Origin of the sequence: Nostoc sp. T09 (genome assembly GCF_002154695.1) — a bacterium.
Taxonomy (GTDB): Bacteria; Cyanobacteriota; Cyanobacteriia; order Cyanobacteriales; family Nostocaceae; genus Aulosira.
Window position 1 is genome coordinate 1 of record NZ_MTAV01000053.1, and the last position, 16,916, is coordinate 16,916.

17 protein-coding genes are annotated in these 16,916 nt (G+C 42.1%); 7 read left to right on the top strand and 10 right to left on the bottom strand.

Annotated elements, in window-relative coordinates:
- Positions 1-1,147 precede the first annotated feature (1,147 nt).
- Positions 1,148-1,471: a thioredoxin family protein gene (locus BV372_RS12765; RefSeq protein WP_086686880.1), complete on the top strand. Its 324-nt coding sequence runs from the start codon at positions 1,148-1,150 to the stop codon at positions 1,469-1,471.
- Here BV372_RS12765 and BV372_RS12770 read toward each other — a convergent pair.
- Positions 1,458-1,691: a hypothetical protein gene (locus BV372_RS12770; RefSeq protein ID WP_086686881.1), complete on the bottom strand. Its 234-nt coding sequence runs from the start codon at positions 1,689-1,691 to the stop codon at positions 1,458-1,460. The two genes, BV372_RS12765 and BV372_RS12770, sit on opposite strands and share 14 nt — an antisense overlap.
- Before the next feature lie 97 nt (positions 1,692-1,788).
- Positions 1,789-3,642 (bottom strand): S8 family peptidase, encoded by a 1,854-nt coding sequence (locus BV372_RS12775; protein ID WP_086686882.1) that lies wholly within the window; start codon positions 3,640-3,642, stop codon positions 1,789-1,791.
- A 117-nt stretch (positions 3,643-3,759) separates the two neighbouring features.
- Between BV372_RS12775 and BV372_RS12780 the strand changes: the two genes are divergently transcribed.
- The 4 genes from BV372_RS12780 to BV372_RS12795 all read left to right on the top strand — a co-directional run bounded on the left by BV372_RS12780 (position 3,760) and on the right by BV372_RS12795 (position 6,651).
- Positions 3,760-4,197, top strand: coding sequence for a hypothetical protein (locus BV372_RS12780; protein ID WP_086686883.1), 438 nt, complete (start codon positions 3,760-3,762; stop codon positions 4,195-4,197).
- A 118-nt stretch (positions 4,198-4,315) separates the two neighbouring features.
- Positions 4,316-5,137, top strand: a complete 822-nt coding sequence (gene thiD / locus BV372_RS12785; protein ID WP_086686884.1) for a bifunctional hydroxymethylpyrimidine kinase/phosphomethylpyrimidine kinase — start codon at positions 4,316-4,318, stop codon at positions 5,135-5,137.
- A 224-nt stretch (positions 5,138-5,361) separates the two neighbouring features.
- A complete protein-coding gene (locus tag BV372_RS12790; RefSeq protein ID WP_086686885.1) occupies positions 5,362-5,979 on the top strand; it encodes a hypothetical protein in 618 nt (205 codons plus the stop codon).
- Between the two features lie 333 nt (positions 5,980-6,312).
- Complete coding sequence (locus tag BV372_RS12795) at positions 6,313-6,651, top strand: P-II family nitrogen regulator (protein WP_086686886.1); 339 nt, start codon at positions 6,313-6,315, stop codon at positions 6,649-6,651.
- 167 nt (positions 6,652-6,818) lie between these two features.
- Here the strand turns inward: BV372_RS12795 and rdgB are convergent, their stop codons facing one another.
- The 6 genes from rdgB to BV372_RS12825 all read right to left on the bottom strand — a co-directional run bounded on the left by rdgB (position 6,819) and on the right by BV372_RS12825 (position 13,079).
- Positions 6,819-7,403 carry an RdgB/HAM1 family non-canonical purine NTP pyrophosphatase gene (gene rdgB, locus BV372_RS12800; RefSeq protein WP_086686887.1) on the bottom strand — a complete coding sequence of 195 codons (585 nt, stop codon included), beginning with the start codon at positions 7,401-7,403 and terminating at the stop codon, positions 6,819-6,821.
- 93 nt (positions 7,404-7,496) lie between these two features.
- Positions 7,497-8,933, bottom strand: coding sequence for a phosphoglucomutase/phosphomannomutase family protein (locus BV372_RS12805; protein WP_086686888.1), 1,437 nt, complete (start codon positions 8,931-8,933; stop codon positions 7,497-7,499).
- Between the two features lie 345 nt (positions 8,934-9,278).
- Positions 9,279-9,773 (bottom strand): plasmid segregation centromere-binding protein ParR, encoded by a 495-nt coding sequence (locus BV372_RS12810; protein ID WP_086686889.1) that lies wholly within the window; start codon positions 9,771-9,773, stop codon positions 9,279-9,281.
- Between the two features lie 5 nt (positions 9,774-9,778).
- A complete protein-coding gene (locus BV372_RS12815; RefSeq protein ID WP_086686890.1) occupies positions 9,779-10,927 on the bottom strand; it encodes a ParM/StbA family protein in 1,149 nt (382 codons plus the stop codon).
- Positions 10,928-11,137: 210 nt separating this feature from the next.
- Entirely contained in the window at positions 11,138-11,761 is a 624-nt protein-coding gene (locus BV372_RS12820; protein WP_086686891.1) for a DedA family protein, read from the bottom strand.
- Between the two features lie 235 nt (positions 11,762-11,996).
- Positions 11,997-13,079, bottom strand: a complete 1,083-nt coding sequence (locus tag BV372_RS12825; protein WP_086686892.1) for a Gfo/Idh/MocA family protein — start codon at positions 13,077-13,079, stop codon at positions 11,997-11,999.
- A gap of 621 nt (positions 13,080-13,700) precedes the next feature.
- Here BV372_RS12825 and queC point away from each other — a divergent pair.
- Entirely contained in the window at positions 13,701-14,378 is a 678-nt protein-coding gene (gene queC, locus BV372_RS12830) for a 7-cyano-7-deazaguanine synthase QueC (RefSeq protein WP_179198068.1), read from the top strand.
- 51 nt (positions 14,379-14,429) lie between these two features.
- On the opposite strand, the gene BV372_RS12835 is transcribed toward queC, so the two are convergent.
- Positions 14,430-15,791, bottom strand: a complete 1,362-nt coding sequence (locus tag BV372_RS12835; RefSeq protein ID WP_179198069.1) for a hemolysin family protein — start codon at positions 15,789-15,791, stop codon at positions 14,430-14,432.
- Between BV372_RS12835 and BV372_RS36250 the strand changes: the two genes are divergently transcribed.
- Positions 15,700-15,930: a hypothetical protein gene (locus BV372_RS36250; RefSeq protein WP_179198067.1), complete on the top strand. Its 231-nt coding sequence runs from the start codon at positions 15,700-15,702 to the stop codon at positions 15,928-15,930. The genes BV372_RS12835 and BV372_RS36250 overlap by 92 nt on opposite strands.
- 163 nt (positions 15,931-16,093) lie before the next feature.
- On the opposite strand, the gene BV372_RS12840 is transcribed toward BV372_RS36250, so the two are convergent.
- The gene (locus tag BV372_RS12840) at positions 16,094-16,795 is read right to left on the bottom strand and encodes a hypothetical protein (RefSeq protein ID WP_086686894.1); all 702 of its coding nucleotides are present in this window, start codon (positions 16,793-16,795) and stop codon (positions 16,094-16,096) included.
- Between the last annotated feature and the right edge of the window lie 121 nt (positions 16,796-16,916).

Genomic DNA, 16,916 nt, shown 5'->3' on the forward strand with positions numbered 1-16,916 from the left:
GAGAACAATTAAATGGTAGATGCACCCTGATAACTAACTCCCCTAGTTGGCTCAAACCCATTAGGGGATTTTTTTATTGTTACCACTAACACACCTCTATGAGAATTTTATCCGGATTATAGTAGCTGCACTGAGAATAGTTAAGTAGTAGATGCACCCTGATAACTAACTCTCCTAGTTGGCTGCCACCACTAGGGGTTTTTTCTAGTTAATCACTAGCCACTCCCTACGTCATAATTTTATCCAGATTCTAGTAGTCACTCTGAGAATAGTTAAGTAATAAGTGTACCCTGATAACTAACTCCCCTAGTTGGCTGATACCACTAGGTTTTTTTTGGTTAACCACTAGCTAAATCTATGTGATAAATTTGTATACGGATTGCAGTATAAGCGTTGAGAATACAGAAATTAGTAGATACACCCTGATAACTAACTCCCCTAGTTGGCTAGTACCTACTGGGGTTTTTTAATTCTTAAAAGAAAACAATATCCCTTTAGATAAATTTATCCTAAAGATTACACTAAACATGAAAACAATAAATTGGTAGATGCACCCTGATAACTAACTCCGCTAGTCTAGTAGTCCAGTACTTATTGGAGATTTTCTTGAGGAGATACTTTGCCTTTAACTACCCACTGATTAGACGCTGAGGGAATTATTATAACACAACAAATGTGCTATTAACATTAATGCAATTGTCCAATAAGATTATTTGTTGATATTCCAGTTAAGCGCTCGCTTAACCAAAGTCAATTTTAATTAACTCTATCTTATCATTATTTTTCTTAGCTCTCGATAGCCTTTCCCTGACTAACTTTTACCCTTTCATAGGCTAGAAGGCTCATGCGATAGTTATTCCATTGTATATTTGCCAAAAATTTTAATTATTTTTCTATAATTTTTCTGTGTGAATTACCAAGACATAGCTTTATCTACAGTTGGAAGGAGCTTTAACTCTCATAAGACGTTGTTTTGTTAAGCATGTTCTTTCTTCAACATCTGTGGATAAATGTTTTTTCAGTTTTACACAACTTCTCGAGTCTGGCAACTTTTATGTTGCTAGTTTGTTATGTGCTTCAGCAATATACTGATCTTGAATGTTTTATACTATAATAGGTTGCCTATATCCAGAGAGTCGCAGATCAGATGAATTTAGCGGTAATTAAGTTCTCCTCAGAAGAATGCGGCATTTGCCATAAAATGTCTTTTTATGACAAAAAAGTGGCTGACGAACTGAGTTTGCAATTTATTGATGTCAAAATGCAGGATACAGCTACTTACCGCAAGTATCGCAAAATCTTGTTAACTCAATATCCCGATAAATCAGAAATGGGATGGCCTACTTACATTATCTGTGATTCTCCCGAAGGAGACTTTCAGATTATCGGTGAGGTCAAAGGAGGTCATCCCAAAGGAGAGTTTAGAAGTCGTTTACAAGAAGTTTTAAATTCCACAGCTAGTCAGAACTGACTACCTCAAAAGATTTTACTTCCAGAACAGGGCCAATCATGGCAGTAGTCATGACATCTTCACGCACCTGTCCTGTAACTTTTGCTTTTTGCCCTTCTTTGAGTAGTTTTTTGTCTACACTTCTAGGTATTTCATAAGTAACACCATCATCGGTAACTAATGCCCATGCACCAGTACCAATATCACGGTGTTGGATAGTGCCTGTAACTGTAGTGCTCATATTATTTCTGAGTGTTAAGTGCTGAGTTTTGAAGGAATAAGGGAGATGAAGAACAGTAATAATTGTTCACCTGTATCTCCCTGCTTCCCCTCTTAACTTAAGCTACTTGCCTTTCATTTTTCAACGCTAAACGAGCTAATCCATAACAGAGTAGGGCATTAGCTATCAGGAAGACACGTGCCAAATAACTACTGCCCAATCCCCAAACTGTAGGATCATAAACTGCACTCACCGTTAAACACGCTGCCACACCAAGGGTTGAACCAATTGCAAACCATTTGCCGCTAGGATGTCCCAGCAGCAATGCAACGAGAACAATAGGAATGAGCACGCTGGCAAATAAAGGATTTAAAGCATTGGTTCCTTGGAGAGTGTTACCTAATTCGGGAATGGAACTTCCCAAAAGCCGGAAAGGCCATTGAGGAAGGTCAAAAATATAGAATCCTTTGAGGAAGAATAGTCCAGAACTGCCAGCTACTAAACCACTGGATAAAGACCAACTCCAAGAGAAGGGAAAGTAAACCCGTAAAAACCAAGCTAGCAGGTAGGAACCTACTACCATCAAAATTTTGGGCAGTAGTGCTACAGCACCGCCATCAATCCAAAAGCCAGGGTTGAGATAGCCATTATCCCTTAACCAGCGGAAGAAGTCAGAAAAACTAATTTGACCTTCAGTGGCAAGTTTAACTGCTGCTTCGGCATTTAGCAGCCCAGCGCCATAGTAGTTCAAACCATCGTCTTGGATAACTCGTGAAGACTGTTTTAGAACTTTCAAAACTTCATCCGGCTCTGTAACGCCTTTAGCTTTGATTAGTGCAGCGACACCAGCAACGTGAGGGGATGCCATACTTGTACCTTGAAAGCCAAGAAATACCCCTTCACCCTTTTCGTTGATTGTCTCTTGCAAAATCTTGCCAGCATCACTACCGCCAGGGGCGGAGATATCTACCCCAGCACCAAAGTTAGAGTAAGGAGCTTTTTCTCCATCCGGGCCGAATGCTGAAACGCCGATGACATGGGGATAACGGGCTGGATAGCTGGCCCCATTAGCATTTTCGTTGCCAGCCGCCGCAACAATGACAACGCCTTTGTTATGGGCATAGTCAATGGCTTGCTTCATTAACTGACTTTCACCGCCACCACCCAAGCTCATATTAATCACATCTGCGCCTTTATCAGCAGCAAATTTAATGGCTTCAGCAATATCGGCAACAGTACCTCCACCATAGTCATTCAATACCTTTAAAGGCATGAGATTGGCTTCGTACGCAATGCCAGCTACGCCATATTTGTTATTGGTAGCTTGAGCGATCGTACCTGCTACATGGGTGCCATGTCCGTTATCATCCTTGGCTTCTTCTCGGTCGTTAACGAAATCATAGCCTTTGACAAATTTCGTTTCATGTAAGTCCCGCACGCGAGTGATACCAGTGTCAATTACAGCAACTGTAATGCCGCTGCCCTTGGTTTGACTCCACGCGCCTTCAATGCCAATATTATGCAAGTTCCATTGCTTACTGTAATACTGGTCATTGGGCCCAGTTAATGAGGGAGTTACTTCCTCCTCATCTTCGTTGGGTTTTAAAAATTCTCCCAAAAAAGCAACTTCACCTGGTTGGGGAATCTTTTTATAAATATAATTTGGCTCAATAAATTCTGTAGCTGACTTGAATTGTGATTTTTGCAATTCTTTCAGCCGTTGGCGATCGCCTTTGATAATATACACATTATCTTTCGCCGAAAATTTATTATCCAATTGGGGTGTAACCTGGTATTGTTGAGCGATCGCTTGCAAATTTTTTTCTACTACCTCTTTGGGTATATCTTCGCGAAAATCAAGCAAAATCGTCTCAAACTCACCTTTGGCTGCCAGTCCCTGAAAATTTACGAAACCAAACACAGCAGCCCCTAACCCAATGACAAACAAGCAAAATAATATAAGCCTTCTCATATAAACTCATCACCGCTTTTTGCCAGTTGCTCACTACCATAACTTATCTCTGTCCCTTGTTGGTGTATTTTGCACTTTAGTTAAAACTTTGTATCAGCACTCAGGACTGTTGAAACTATGGAACATGGTCTTTTATGGTTGCCTCTGTTAGTCATGTTTTTCTGGTTGGCTTGGCAAGGCTCAAAGGAGTATCAAAAAGTTGAGGCTTACCGCGCTTGGGCAGAGCAATTTGAACGCGCTAAATATGATATTTATGCAGTGTTAGGTCAAAAAGGCAACAATATAACTTGGGGAAAACCCACGCCAAAAGGACCGATCAAACTTGAAACCTTTTCTTTACTTGATGTTCAAAAAATAAATCTTTTAGTGGATGACGGATTAGTAGAATTAAGTAAAGCACCAGAGAAAGGGCGTAAGATTGAATTACAATTTATCTTCCCCGAATCTGCTAACTCAGTCCGTGTTCCTTTTACAGAGATTCCTTTAGCAGTTGAATGGGGTAAGTATTTACAGGAAGCATTACAAAATTTGCACTCAAAGAGTCATGATTCCTAGTTGCTCTCTGAAAAACAGGAATTAAGGTACTCGGGGTTGCCAAGATATTTTAAATATCTCAAGATGGCTGGTGATTGTGATAAGTGTTAACAGTCAGCTTAGCCAAAAGATTAATTAGATGAACGCTGTTACAAACTCAAGGCCACCTGTTGCATTAACCATTGCTGGCTCGGATAGTGGTGGTGGTGCGGGCATTCAAACTGATTTACGTACCTTTGCTTTTCACTGTGTTCATGGAACTAGTGCTATCACCTGCATCACGGCGCAAAATACTTTGGGAGTAACGCGAGTAGATGCGATACCAACTGAGGCTGTGGTGGCGCAAATTCAGGCAGTAGTTGAGGATATTGGAGTACAAGGTGCGAAAACAGGAATGTTGCTCAACCAAGAAATTATTTTGGCTGTTGCTCAGCAAGTAGAGGCTTGGAAAATCGCTAACTTAGTAGTCGATCCAGTCATGGTGTCACGGACAGGAGCACAATTGATTGATGATGACGCAGTGCAGACTCTGTGCCATGCTTTAATCCCCTTGGCAACTATTGTGACGCCAAACCGCTATGAAGCTCAAATTATGAGTGGATTATCTATTAATTCCCTTGATGATATGCAAGCAGCAGCCCAAATCATTCACCAGAATTTAGGGGCGAAAGCCGTTTTGGTTAAGGGAGGAGGTATGCAGGGAAGTTTGCGTGGTGTTGATGTTTGGTTTGATGGGCAAAAATTGCAAACTTTGACAACCAAGCTAGTAGATACAAAAAATACCCACGGTACTGGTTGTACTTTATCAGCTGCGATCGCAGCTAATCTGGCTCAGAAAAAAGACCTATTAACAGCAGTGCAGCAGGCCAAGGACTATGTTACAACAGCACTTACTTACGCCCTCGATATTGGTAAAGGGCAAGGTCCTGTGGGACACTTCTTCCCTCTGCTGCGAAATTAACCTAGGTTGGAACTCGCCTTCATCCAATCGCTCAATCGCTGAAGCTATATTCAAATGGCAATGCAGTTTGAGGTTGGTTATATGTACTTATTCCATAATGTAAATAAAAAGTCTTTGCTCTGTCAGCATTTTTCTATTATTCTTGGGCATAGTTTCAAGATTGATTATCTCTGTTACTATCTCTAAAACAATAAATTACTTTAATTTTTCATACCAAGCCACCTATGCAAGCAAGCACAAATCCCATTTACAACCATCCGCCCACACCAACGGCTCCAGCCTATCCCCCATCTGTACCACTGTCTGTGTATCGGGAATTAGCAGCTGAGTTAAAAACAGCACAGGCAAAGTTAGATGCGCTCACAGCTAAAAATCAGCAACTAACTCAAGAAAATCAACTGCTACGCCAAGAAATGACTAAACTCATTCAGTCTTGTTTAAAGTTGCAAAAGTTAGTGGATTTTTCAGCACAGCCGCCTACTATGCCTAGCGACCCAGCGCCCCGTGCATCTACTGAGAAGAAAAGTGCTGCTCAACCGACCGCCGCAACAGCACGTCCACGTCAGCAAGTTTCTCGTCCGCGTCCACCTGCTGTCTCTGAGGTTCCAAGCAGTCAAAGCCGCCGTTCTCCAGTCTCTGTACCTGCAATGGAAATGATGTCCCCAATACCGCAACCAGTCTTCATAGAAGAGCAGGAAGTAAGATATTATGGTCCTACTGAACCAGAGCCTAAAGAAGTAAGTGGCTGGTGGTTAGTGATTACCATTTTGTTAATTATGTTGGCTGCTTTCAGTGCTGGGTATTTAGTTGTGCGTCCTCTGTTTGAACATCAGAGTCGCTAGTTCAAACTCTTTGTGTTGCGGCTGTAATTTGAAGATTCTCGGACAATTTCTCTCTCAAAATACCAAAGTACTGTATCAGGGAATTTACCTATTTTTTATTTACAAAACATACATTATACCATACCCAATTGGTGACGGTTTTTTGCTGTCATAACCTCAAAGACTATTAAATTAGTAACACTTGCCGCTGCTAATTTCACCACTGTTCCAACAGGTCATCCAAAGTCGTAAATGATTACATATGTTTTTAAAATACTTCTACTAGTTAAAGCGTCAGACAAGGGATCTGGTTAGATAGATAAACGAAGCTAGTAGAAGCAAGGAGTCCAATAAATGAAAAAAGTAGAAGCAATTATCCGCCCATTTAAGCTTGATGAAGTGAAAATTGCCTTGGTCAATGCTGGTATTGTCGGCATGACAGTTTCTGAAGTTAGAGGCTTTGGCAGACAAAAAGGTCAAACAGAACGCTATCGTGGTTCTGAGTACACCGTCGAGTTTCTGCAAAAACTCAAAGTAGAAATTGTTGTTGACGACAACCAAGTTGATATGGTGGTAGACAAAATTATTGCTGCTGCCCGCACTGGTGAAATTGGTGATGGTAAAATCTTCATCTCGCCTGTTGAGCAAGTTGTTCGGATTCGCACGGGAGAAAAGAATACAGAAGCAGTTTAAAACCTAAGGGCTGAGTTGTGAGTACTGAGTGGTAAGAGAAAAGAGTTTATAGAGTAAAGTTTTGGGTGTCTAACAGACGCTAAATGCCTCTATAGAGAGTTTTGAAGAAACGGTGACATGTAATTTCTTCACCCTGATTAACTCAAAACTTACTCCTGACTCAAAATTTAGTACTCAGGACTCAGCACTGCCAATTGCGGGAGTAAAGCTGTAAAAGCCTTACCTCGATGGCTAATTGACCTCTTCATCTGTGGTGTCATCTCAGCAAAGGTCAATTGTTTCTCGGGAATGTAAAAAATCGGGTCGTAGCCAAAACCACCATGACCACGAGGTGCATGAAGAATAGTGCCCCGACAAATACCTTCGGATTGAAGGACAATCGCACCATCAGGACTAGCGATCGCTACGACACAAACAAATTGGGCTTGTCGATTTACATCAGAGCCTAATTCGTTCAATACCCTAGCGATGCGTTCTGAGTCGGTTTTGCCGTAACGTGCTGAATACACCCCTGGTGCCCCATTCAAACCATCTACTTGTAAGCCAGAATCATCCGCAATTGCCCAATTTCCTGTTGCTTGAGCGATTTGAGAGGCTTTAAGACAAGCGTTGGCAGCAAAGGTGTCGCCTGTCTCTTCAATTTCTAATTCTTCAGGTTTTAGTGTTAATTCCCAGCCAGAATTAGCCAGATAAGCTTGCATTTCTCGCAACTTGCCTGGATTTCCTGTGGCTACTACAAGTAGTTTAGTCATTGGTCATTTGTCATTGGTCATTGGTCACGAGTCAAGAGTCAATGGTCAATAGTTTTTGGACTATGGACTCTTGACTTTCGACTATGATTAATTTTACTCTGCCCAATGTTTCGCCCACGCAAGAGTTTGATGTACTCGCTCGAGTGTAGCGGCTTCGCAGTAAAGGCGTAAAACAGGTTCAGTACCGCTAAAACGAATCATTAACCAGCTTTTGTCAGCTAGGCGAAATTTGTAGCCGTCAATAGTTTGGCAATCGATGACAGCTTGTCCAGCAATTTCCGTTAAAGGTTGGGTTTGCAGTTGTTGTAAAAGACGCGCTCTCACTTCCATACTTGCTAGCGGCAGATCGATGCGATCGTATGCTGAATTGAAACCTGTTTGTTGCTGTAAGTACTGGTAATATTCACCTAAATCTCTTCCAGATTCCACAATAGCTTCTAGCACGTACAATGCCGATAGCAGTGCGTCCCGTTCGGGAATATGGCTACCATAGCCAATTCCTCCTGACTCTTCGCCTCCTAACAAAACCTCTGCTGCTAACATTCTGTCAGCAATATATTTGTAACCAACAGGTGTTTCAAATATTGACAGGTGATGTAGTGCTGCTACAAGAGGAATTAAGTCAGAACCACTGACTGTTTTGACGATTTCACCACTAAAACCGCGCCTTAAGGTTAAATGGTCAATTAATATCGGAATTAATACTTGCGAACTCAAAAAGTTGGCTTTTCCGTCTACGGCTGCAATGCGATCGCAATCTCCATCAAAAACTAACCCAACCGTTAAATCGTTCGTATGCGTTTCTCGGTGAGTTTTTATTACTTTAAATAGTTGCGAAAGGTATTTAGGCAAAGGTTCCGGCGCACCGCCACCAAATAAAGGGTCGCGATCGCTGTTAATTTCCCGGACGCGATCGCCTAGTAGTCTTGCCAATCCGCCAGCCGCCGCCCCATGCATGACATCAGCAAATACAGTAAGTTTGCCAGCAGCTATGGCATCTCGAATTTTAACAATATCAACTTTACCTTCTAAGCCTGCTGTATAACTGGGCCAAGGGTCAAACTTTTCCAACTTGCCTGGTGTGGTTGCCTCTGATACTCCCTCAGCTAACAGCGCTTCTATTTCTTTAGTAAATTCTGGCGATACTGACCCACCAAAATATCCCTTGACTTTTAATCCTAAATATGAACCAGGATTATGGCTAGCGGTAACTACTAGTGCCCCCAAAGCATTAAGTTGTTTCGCCGCCCAGCTAAAAGCTGGGGTTGGTGCATAGCTTTCACTGAGTAGCACATCAAATCCAACAGCAGTGACAGCATCGGCCACAACACGGGCAAAGTCTTCCGCCATAAATCGGCGATCGTAACCGACAACGATCTTCCGACTACCTACAATAGAAAAATAAGTATTATATAATACTTTTGCGGCGACTGCGGCAACCAAGGCTAGGCGTTCAAAGGTGAACTCATCACCAATAACACCTCGCCAGCCGTCTGTACCAAATTTGATGGAGTTCGCTACAACTGGCATGGAGGTATCCTAAAATTTATACCTGAGGATTCTACCATTTATGCAGTATGGTGTGTAAAAAAAATATTGTTAAAGTAAGTACAATTGCCACTCAGCAGTTTTAAAATAAACGTAAATGAATTGATTTTTTAGCTCAGTCAGATACAAGTACTACTTTGTCTTAATTCGCATTTTTCTTGAAAACACAGCTTTATTTAAAGTGTCTAAAATATCTGATCTGAGATCGAATTTATCAAAATCAAATAACGTAACTTGTGACATATACAAATATTAATAATCCTTAATAGCAAGTACTATTAAGGATTGTATATAAGAACACAAGATGCTCAACACCCTGACTGTTCCTTAAAAATCATCGAGAAACTGACTAAGTCGACTAATCACAGGGTCAACCTCTTGAGGAGGGGGAGGTGCAGAATAAGTCGTGGTATTGACTACTTCTACTACTGATGTTGCTGGGGTTGGAGACTGAATCACTACTGGTCGCTCAGCGACCATGATAGCCAAATGAGCAACCTGTTGAGTCAGTTGTAGAATCTGGTGTTCCATTGACTCCAAACGATGAGATTCTTTGGCAAAAAACCGTTCCTCAAGGTCAGCCAGTTGATTTTGCAGTTTACCGATTTGTTGTTCAACCGCTTCTGTTGATGCTGTTTGCGGACCAGGTTTCACTGATTCCGGTACACATAAAGACTGCCATAGAGCTTCTTTGCAGAGGTCGCTGAAAGTTTTATCGACTTGTTTCTCCAAATAGCTTTCTACAAGAGCCAACAAGCTTTCATCAGCAACCCCTGGATTGAACGTGACCGATTTCACTACTTTTTTTGACCATTGGAACATCAGTTTTAAGCCCTAGAAGAGCGAACGGCTGATAATTGTGCCTCTCCATAAATATACTGCCCCAAGGCATTAGCTTGTCGGGAAGGTGCAGCTAAATAAGCGTTAATTTTAGCCTCTTTCAGCAGACGTTGTACATCTTCCCAAAAGAATTGACCACCTCCTCCGGTAATAATCACATCAGTAACACGCTCTGGTAACCACGCTAGTACGCGACTACAAATTTCTCGAGAAAACATCTCTGTGAGATTAGGGAGAAAATCATCTAGGTTAGTAGGCTTACTTGCACCTTTGGGACGGTAAAATCTTTCTCCCTTAGGTTTGTTGACAGCGGAAATCAATGCCAGAGATTGGCTATCAGCTCCCTCGATTTCAGCGGCTACTAATTCATAAAACTTATTCATCCCGAAATCTTCACTCTTAGAAGCGCCTCGGGCGAAGCGGAAGTTATCTACCATTAAAAGATCGATAGTTTGATGCCCAATATCAACGATAGCAACTGATATTTTTGTAAAATCGGGAACAGTTGCACCTTTTTGAGGTTGAGCTTCTGACCAGAGCAGGCTACCGTAGCCTTCTGGCATTACCCAAACTTTACTCACATTTAGTGTTACGGATTCGCCACGGAAGTTTAAAACATGAGGACCACTTACCAGGCTGATCAACTGCGCTTTTTCCTTTTCAAATTGCTCTAAAGAAAGGAAAGGCAGACCCAGTACGACCGAGATATCGTCTTTGAGCTTAAAATAGCCAGCGCTTGCTAACACTTTTACTAGTGCATCCTCTACCTTAGATTGACCTACTCCCAAATTAGCTCCAAAATCTGCTGCCAGTTGACCGACAGCGTAGCCACTACCTTGATACTCCAGCCATAAATCCATTAAAGGATCGGTAGCGCGTGCCTCAAAAACACCCCCACGTACCTGTTCTATTGACATTTGCTTTACGTTTGCAGGTACAAACACCACATTGTTTGGTTCGCGGCTGACACAAGTCTTAGTAGAAGTTCTGCCTAAATCAACGCTGAGAATAGCCTTACCGGAAAAGGTACTTGGCTTGGGAGTAGTAGTAGCATTGATTGGGGTGGACGCTGACACCCTATTCATGGGTATAGCAGCGGCATTTATCGGGGTAGCGGCGGATGGTTGGTCTGTCATAAAAGCTCCTAGTCCTAACTTAACTGTAAAAAGTTATCCTGCTCAATCTTACAAAAATGGGAATTACCAGAAATTTCAGGCTGCGTCAAGTGTAGCTAGAAATACGCAAAAAATTAAGTCAGGCGATCGCGAATCTAGCATTATTTGGGATAGTGTAGGCCAATAAGAGGTATATTTAACACCTATTTTGACGCCAGAAGCCTGTGTATGTCATTTTCTAGTGCTTTTACGCTTGCGTTTGAACACCCAAACAGCAAATGCCAGAACCAGGCTCCCAAGAACGATTTTTGATACAGGAGCAAGGTACTTGTCCACAAGTTCATACTGACTACCCAACAAATATCCTGAGTATGTTAGCAAACATACCCAAGCAGCGCTACCCAAAGTTGTATAAAATAGAAATGGTATCAAAGGCATATTGCTGATGCCCGCAGGTACGGAAATCAAAGTCCGGATTCCTGGAACAAGGCGACCAATAAGAACTGCCTTCCTACCTTTAGAACCAAACCAGCGTGTGGCTTTGGTTATATCTTTGCTAGATATAGCTATCCATTTGCCGTATTTATCAGCCAAAGCTCTTAAGCGCTCTTCGCCTAAAAACTTACCTGGATAATACCAGATGAGTGCGCCTAATACAGAACCCAAAAGTCCGGCGAAAAATACGCCAAAAATATTGAGCTTTGCTCCTCCTGGCTGATATGGACTTGCTGTAAATCCTGCCAGTGGCATGATCAATTCTGAAGGAATCGGAGGGAAGAGATTCTCTAGGAACATTAGTAGAGCAATTCCCCAGTAGTCAAACTTTGTAATGGTATGAGTTATCCATTCGAGCATTGAGTCAATTCCTAAAATTGCTACACCAGTCTGGTTGCCAAATTCAGCCTTAGCTTTGCCAAAAGTTAATTATCTCTGTGTTTGTTTGAGTTAAGATAACTTGGTTAGACTCAAATTGGCAATTTTACTGAGAAATGGAAGAAGACGAATTGACAAATTACAGGCAGGTACATAAAACAAAAGTCAAAAGTATTTTACACTTTTGACTTTTGTCTTCTTTGTGCCCCCTGCTTGTCTAGACTGTCGGGGTTAATGATTGCACTCTTGATTCTGATTGCCAGTCTAATGGGTTCCAAACCCGATCTTCTAGAGCCATCTGCTCAATTAAACTTGCCAATCTTAAAGCTTTCAGCGCTTGTTCACCACCAACTGAGGGTTGATTGCCACCGTGAACACAGTTGACAAAATGTTCTAACTCTGCGCTCAGAGGTTGAATATTAGTGGTATAGACTTTCTCAATCACACCGTCCTGCCGATAAAGTATTTGCCGATGATCGTTGAGAGAGTTGGCATTAGTTTGTCGGTGAATCAAAATCTCATTTTTGAGAAAATCTGCCTCAGTAAATGAATTTTTACAATGAGCAACAATGCGACGGATTTTTCTATGGGTGACTTTGCTGGCAGTTAAAGTAGCTACAATCCCATTAGCAAATCCTAAGGTGGCAGTTACGTAATCTAAATAACCAGAGTCTAGTGCCCTACTGCCGCTAGCAGTCAACTTTATTACTGGGGAGGCAGCTAATTCCAAAAGTAGGTCAATGTCGTGGATCATTAAATCCAGCACAACAGAAACATCGTTTGCTCTGTCTGAATAAGGGCTCATTCGATGAGCTTCTATCGCAAGCAATTCCTCAGTTTTCAGTACTTTGCTCAGTTCTCGAAATGCAGGATTGAAGCGCTCAATGTGACCTACTTGGAGAATACACTGAGATTCAGCTGCGGCATTGACTAAAGATTCTGCCTCAGAAATACTGGCGGCAATTGGCTTTTCAATTAAAACGTGAATTCCCGCCAACAGACAGTTGATGCCCACGGCGTAATGCAGGCGAGTCGGAACAGCAATGCAAACTGCTTCCACATGAGGTAGCAAATCACAATAGTCTTCAAAAAATTTGACCTTGTATTTGCTAGCGGTTTCTAATCCTCGCTCGACGTTAATATCGGAAACACCGACTAGTTCAACATCTTTCATTGAACTCAAGACTCGGGTGTGATGTTGTCCCATGTTACCCACTCCAATTACGCCTATGCGAATTGGTCGTGGTTGGTTGCGCTGTGTATATAGATTTGGTTCTGCCACTGACATGCTATCTTGCACTATTATTCTCTCCTCAACCACCAAATTTAGAAGACGCTACGGTCGTTGGCCTTTATACTTAACTGCCAGTTACGATCCGTCTAAAACCATCCAGATGGTAACATAGAGGTTCTATTTATGAAGAATTTCAAAGTTTGTTATGGGTTCCCGCAATCTGAGTATCTTTTGTATAGTCAGTTCGCCATTGATTAATTTTTTACACTTTATCCAAAATCTAATATGTCTTTTTATTAACTTAAAAATCTAAGTAATACCTAAGAATAAATTACCGAGTGGCAATTAGGTAATTAATTATCTAGATCAATATCTAAATTGATACAATTAGAAGTTAATAATTTTTTTGTTAGTAAAAATACAAAAAATTAAAAATGCCATACTGAGACTTTGTCTGAATAAAGAGTTCAAGAATTTATTAATAATGATGCTCACTGATACACTTTAATAATTTTTACATAATTATCCGCAACACTTGCAGATTGTGCCATGCAATTTTTAGGACACACTAGTGTAGATGTTAACCTTTAGCTGTTTAGAGCGTAATCAGAACTGCGATCGCCAACAGGGGTAAAAAGGCTCTAGCAATAAGATTTAGCGATTAGAAATCCAAAATTTAAAACCGCGATGAAAGCTGTAATTCTGTTGTCTGGAGGATTAGACTCTTCCACAATCCTCTACCAAGCCAAAGCTGATGGCTATGAGTGTCACGCCCTTTCTTTTGATTACCAACAAAGACATCGGCGAGAGTTAGAGTCTGCCCTGTTGGTGGCGCAAAAAGCTGGGGTGGTACAACACCAAGTAGTGAATTTCGATTTACGACAATGGGGGGGTTCGGCACTGACAGATGATGGAATTGATTTACCGGAGGAGCGTTCTCTGGATGAAATGTCTCAAAACATTCCTGTAACCTATGTACCTGCTCGAAATACTATCTTCTTAAGTTTTGCCCTCGCTTACTCAGAAACAATACCAGCCGAACGTGTCTACATCGGCGTTAATGCTTTGGATTATTCAGGTTATCCTGATTGTCGCCCAGACTATATTCAGGCGATGCAGGAAGTTTTCCGGTTAGGAACCAAGCAAGGACGAGAGGGGGAACCCATTACTATTGTTGCGCCCTTAATTAACCTGAAAAAAACCGAAATTATCCAGCTGGGTAATCAACTAGGTGTTCCTTGGGAACTTACTTGGTCTTGTTATGCTGGTGCTGATGTTGCCTGTGGTGTCTGTGATTCTTGCCGCCTAAGACTAGCAGCTTTTGCAGAATTAGGATTAAACGACCCTGTTTCTTATGCCCAGTAGCGTCGGGGTGCAGGAGGACAAACAATTCAAAATTAAGACATAGCCCCCCACTCACTGCGTTTCCGTGTCCGCTTGCAGGCGTCGTAGTTGCACTTGGTGCAACCGCGGTCCGATTACTGAAATGACAGTAAATTCCAGATTTTGAAAAAAGAAGGTTTCACCTTTGACGGGAAGTTTTTGGAGATGGTAAAGCAGAAAGCCTCCTAATGTCTGATATTCCTTCGTCAAAGGCAAATTCAAATCCAAAACTTCGTTGAGGTCTTCTACATTGATTTGCGCTTGTACTAGAAATGTCTGCTCGTCTAACATTTGGATCAGCAAGTCTTCAGCGCTATCAAGTACACCTGCGTCACCAATAATCTCGGCAATCACATCTTGGAGCGTCACTAATCCTACAATACCGCCAAATTCATTCACAACCATCACCATCGCTGGTTTTTCCTGCTGCATCATCGGTAATAGTTCACTCAAAGGCGTATGTTCCGGGACAAAGCGCGCCGGACGCATCCAAGGTTGAATCAGCGATTCTAAAGTCAGCTTCCCTATAGCCAAAGGTTGTGCCAAATCTTTAAAGTAAACTATGCCGCGAATGTCGTCTAAAGATTCTCCAACAATGGGATAGCGGGAGTGACCAGTAGCAGCCATTTCCTTCAGGAATCTCTGAAAGGTAGCATCTTTAGGCAAGGCTACAATGCTGGTGCGGGGAATCATCACTTCTTGTGCCATCACATCCCCGAATTCAAAGATGTTATTTAGCAGTTCTCGCTCTGAAAGCTGTAAACCAGTTGATTCTCGTTCTGTAGAGATAATCAACTGCAATTCTTCCGGTGTAACAGGTGGTCTCCAGCCTTGACCTGTGTATTCGATGCCGAACAGTCTCAACAGCCAGCGATTTGATTGGTTAAGAATCCAGATGAAGGGGCTGAAAAAACGTACGATCGCTTTTACTGAAGGTCCCAAAAACCTTGCTAGCTGTTCTGAGTACAGCATTGCTACTGATTTGGGACAGAGTTCTCCTAACACGATTTGCAAATAAGCAACCAAAAAAAAGGCGATGGGAATCGATAGAGAATGAGCGATAAAAAGACTCATCTCTCTAGGTAAAGGCCAGGATTTTAACCATGCATTCACCAGCATGACAATCGAGCTTTCACCGATCCATCCCAGTGCCAAACTAGAGAGCGTAATGCCTAACTGGGTGGTAGATAGCAGTCGGTCAATACTACGTTGCAACATTTCCACGGCGATCGCGGGAATGTCACCAGCTTGGACTAACTGATGGATACGCGATCTCCGCACTGTCACCATTGAGAACTCAGCTGTGACAAAAAAAGCATTGATGGCAATCAGTAGCAGCACTGATAACAATCGCAGCCCCACATCTGTCCAAATTAAGCTAGGTAAACCACTCACCGCTAAAGCTCGTGTACGACTTATGCACCCACTCTTGGATTTGCAATTTTGGATTCGGGAATTAGGAATGGTGGTTGCAATTTTTCCCCAGTCCCCAGTTCCCAACCACGCCAAGCATTTGCGTAGCTGGGTTTGTTAACGAGAGCAAACTGTCTGCGAGAGGCTTCGCAGTGCTGATGTCTAACGACAAGATGCACTCTGCTGCGAGTTCTGCTTCACAGGGGAAGCTGCTCAAACTACTGGCTTTTCCATCTCCAGTTCTAATCTAAAATCTCAAATCCCACATTTGACAATTGCCTCGCCTATTTTTCTACAGGAATATTCGACACTTCCAACTTCAGTTGTTGAGCAGGATAATCTGTCAGCGCCAGAGAAACCTTTTTGACATCATCAAGTAGAGCCGTGGGAATACTCACTGTACCAGAAAAAGTTGGGCCATTTGCTGGTAATTCTGCTGGTAACCCCTCTGTGCTAGCACTGAGAGTTCGTCCTTTGTCATCGGTGACATCCAAAAAACTATAAAGGAAGCGCACAGAATCAGCGCCTTTATTCTGCATTTTCACTTTCAGTAGTAAATCTCCACCTGAATAGCGAGCAGATTGCACAGCAAAAGTCACTCCCTTATTCTCAGCGGTAACGGGAAATCCTTTTTGGGGTTTTTCCTCAGCTACTTCTGTAGGCTTTTCCTCAGGCTTCTGCTTATTACTGTTGGTATCCTCATCATCTTCCTCTAGCTTTTCGGATTTAGCGACCTTGGTCTTACCCTCAATTCGTGCCTTGACAATTTTGAGGATTTCTTCTTCTCTTAATAGCGCTAAGTTTCCTTGTTGCGAGTTAGAGGACTTACTACTGGTAAATTTGCTTGTGGGACGACCATCTGGTGTTGTTACGCCTTTGAGTGCTGAACTCCCTAAAGTGAACCCCCAAAATGCGCTGACAGACCCTGCTCCCAACATCAGGGTTAACAAAATTAACGTAAGAAGTACAGTGGAATTTAATTTCATCGCTCTTCAGCTATTGCAGAATAAGGCTGGTTTATTTAAATGTATTAAGGCAGTTAACCTCAATGCTTATAAGAACTTAATCAATATTAGTTTGGACTATTTCATAATCAAATTATCTAGT

What these genes read in the sequence shown, in the direction of transcription:
- BV372_RS12765 (WP_086686880.1), top strand. Translation starts at nt 1,148, where the DNA reads ATGAATTTAGCGGTAATTAAGTTCTCCTCAGAAGAATGCGGCATTTGC.
- BV372_RS12770 (WP_086686881.1), bottom strand. Translation starts at nt 1,691, where the DNA reads ATGAGCACTACAGTTACAGGCACTATCCAACACCGTGATATTGGTACT.
- BV372_RS12775 (WP_086686882.1), bottom strand. Translation starts at nt 3,642, where the DNA reads ATGAGAAGGCTTATATTATTTTGCTTGTTTGTCATTGGGTTAGGGGCT.
- BV372_RS12780 (WP_086686883.1), top strand. Translation starts at nt 3,760, where the DNA reads ATGGAACATGGTCTTTTATGGTTGCCTCTGTTAGTCATGTTTTTCTGG.
- thiD (WP_086686884.1), top strand. Translation starts at nt 4,316, where the DNA reads ATGAACGCTGTTACAAACTCAAGGCCACCTGTTGCATTAACCATTGCT.
- BV372_RS12790 (WP_086686885.1), top strand. Translation starts at nt 5,362, where the DNA reads ATGCAAGCAAGCACAAATCCCATTTACAACCATCCGCCCACACCAACG.
- BV372_RS12795 (WP_086686886.1), top strand. Translation starts at nt 6,313, where the DNA reads ATGAAAAAAGTAGAAGCAATTATCCGCCCATTTAAGCTTGATGAAGTG.
- rdgB (WP_086686887.1), bottom strand. Translation starts at nt 7,403, where the DNA reads ATGACTAAACTACTTGTAGTAGCCACAGGAAATCCAGGCAAGTTGCGA.
- BV372_RS12805 (WP_086686888.1), bottom strand. Translation starts at nt 8,933, where the DNA reads ATGCCAGTTGTAGCGAACTCCATCAAATTTGGTACAGACGGCTGGCGA.
- BV372_RS12810 (WP_086686889.1), bottom strand. Translation starts at nt 9,773, where the DNA reads ATGTTCCAATGGTCAAAAAAAGTAGTGAAATCGGTCACGTTCAATCCA.
- BV372_RS12815 (WP_086686890.1), bottom strand. Translation starts at nt 10,927, where the DNA reads ATGACAGACCAACCATCCGCCGCTACCCCGATAAATGCCGCTGCTATA.
- BV372_RS12820 (WP_086686891.1), bottom strand. Translation starts at nt 11,761, where the DNA reads ATGCTCGAATGGATAACTCATACCATTACAAAGTTTGACTACTGGGGA.
- queC (WP_179198068.1), top strand. Translation starts at nt 13,701, where the DNA reads ATGAAAGCTGTAATTCTGTTGTCTGGAGGATTAGACTCTTCCACAATC.
- BV372_RS12840 (WP_086686894.1), bottom strand. Translation starts at nt 16,795, where the DNA reads ATGAAATTAAATTCCACTGTACTTCTTACGTTAATTTTGTTAACCCTG.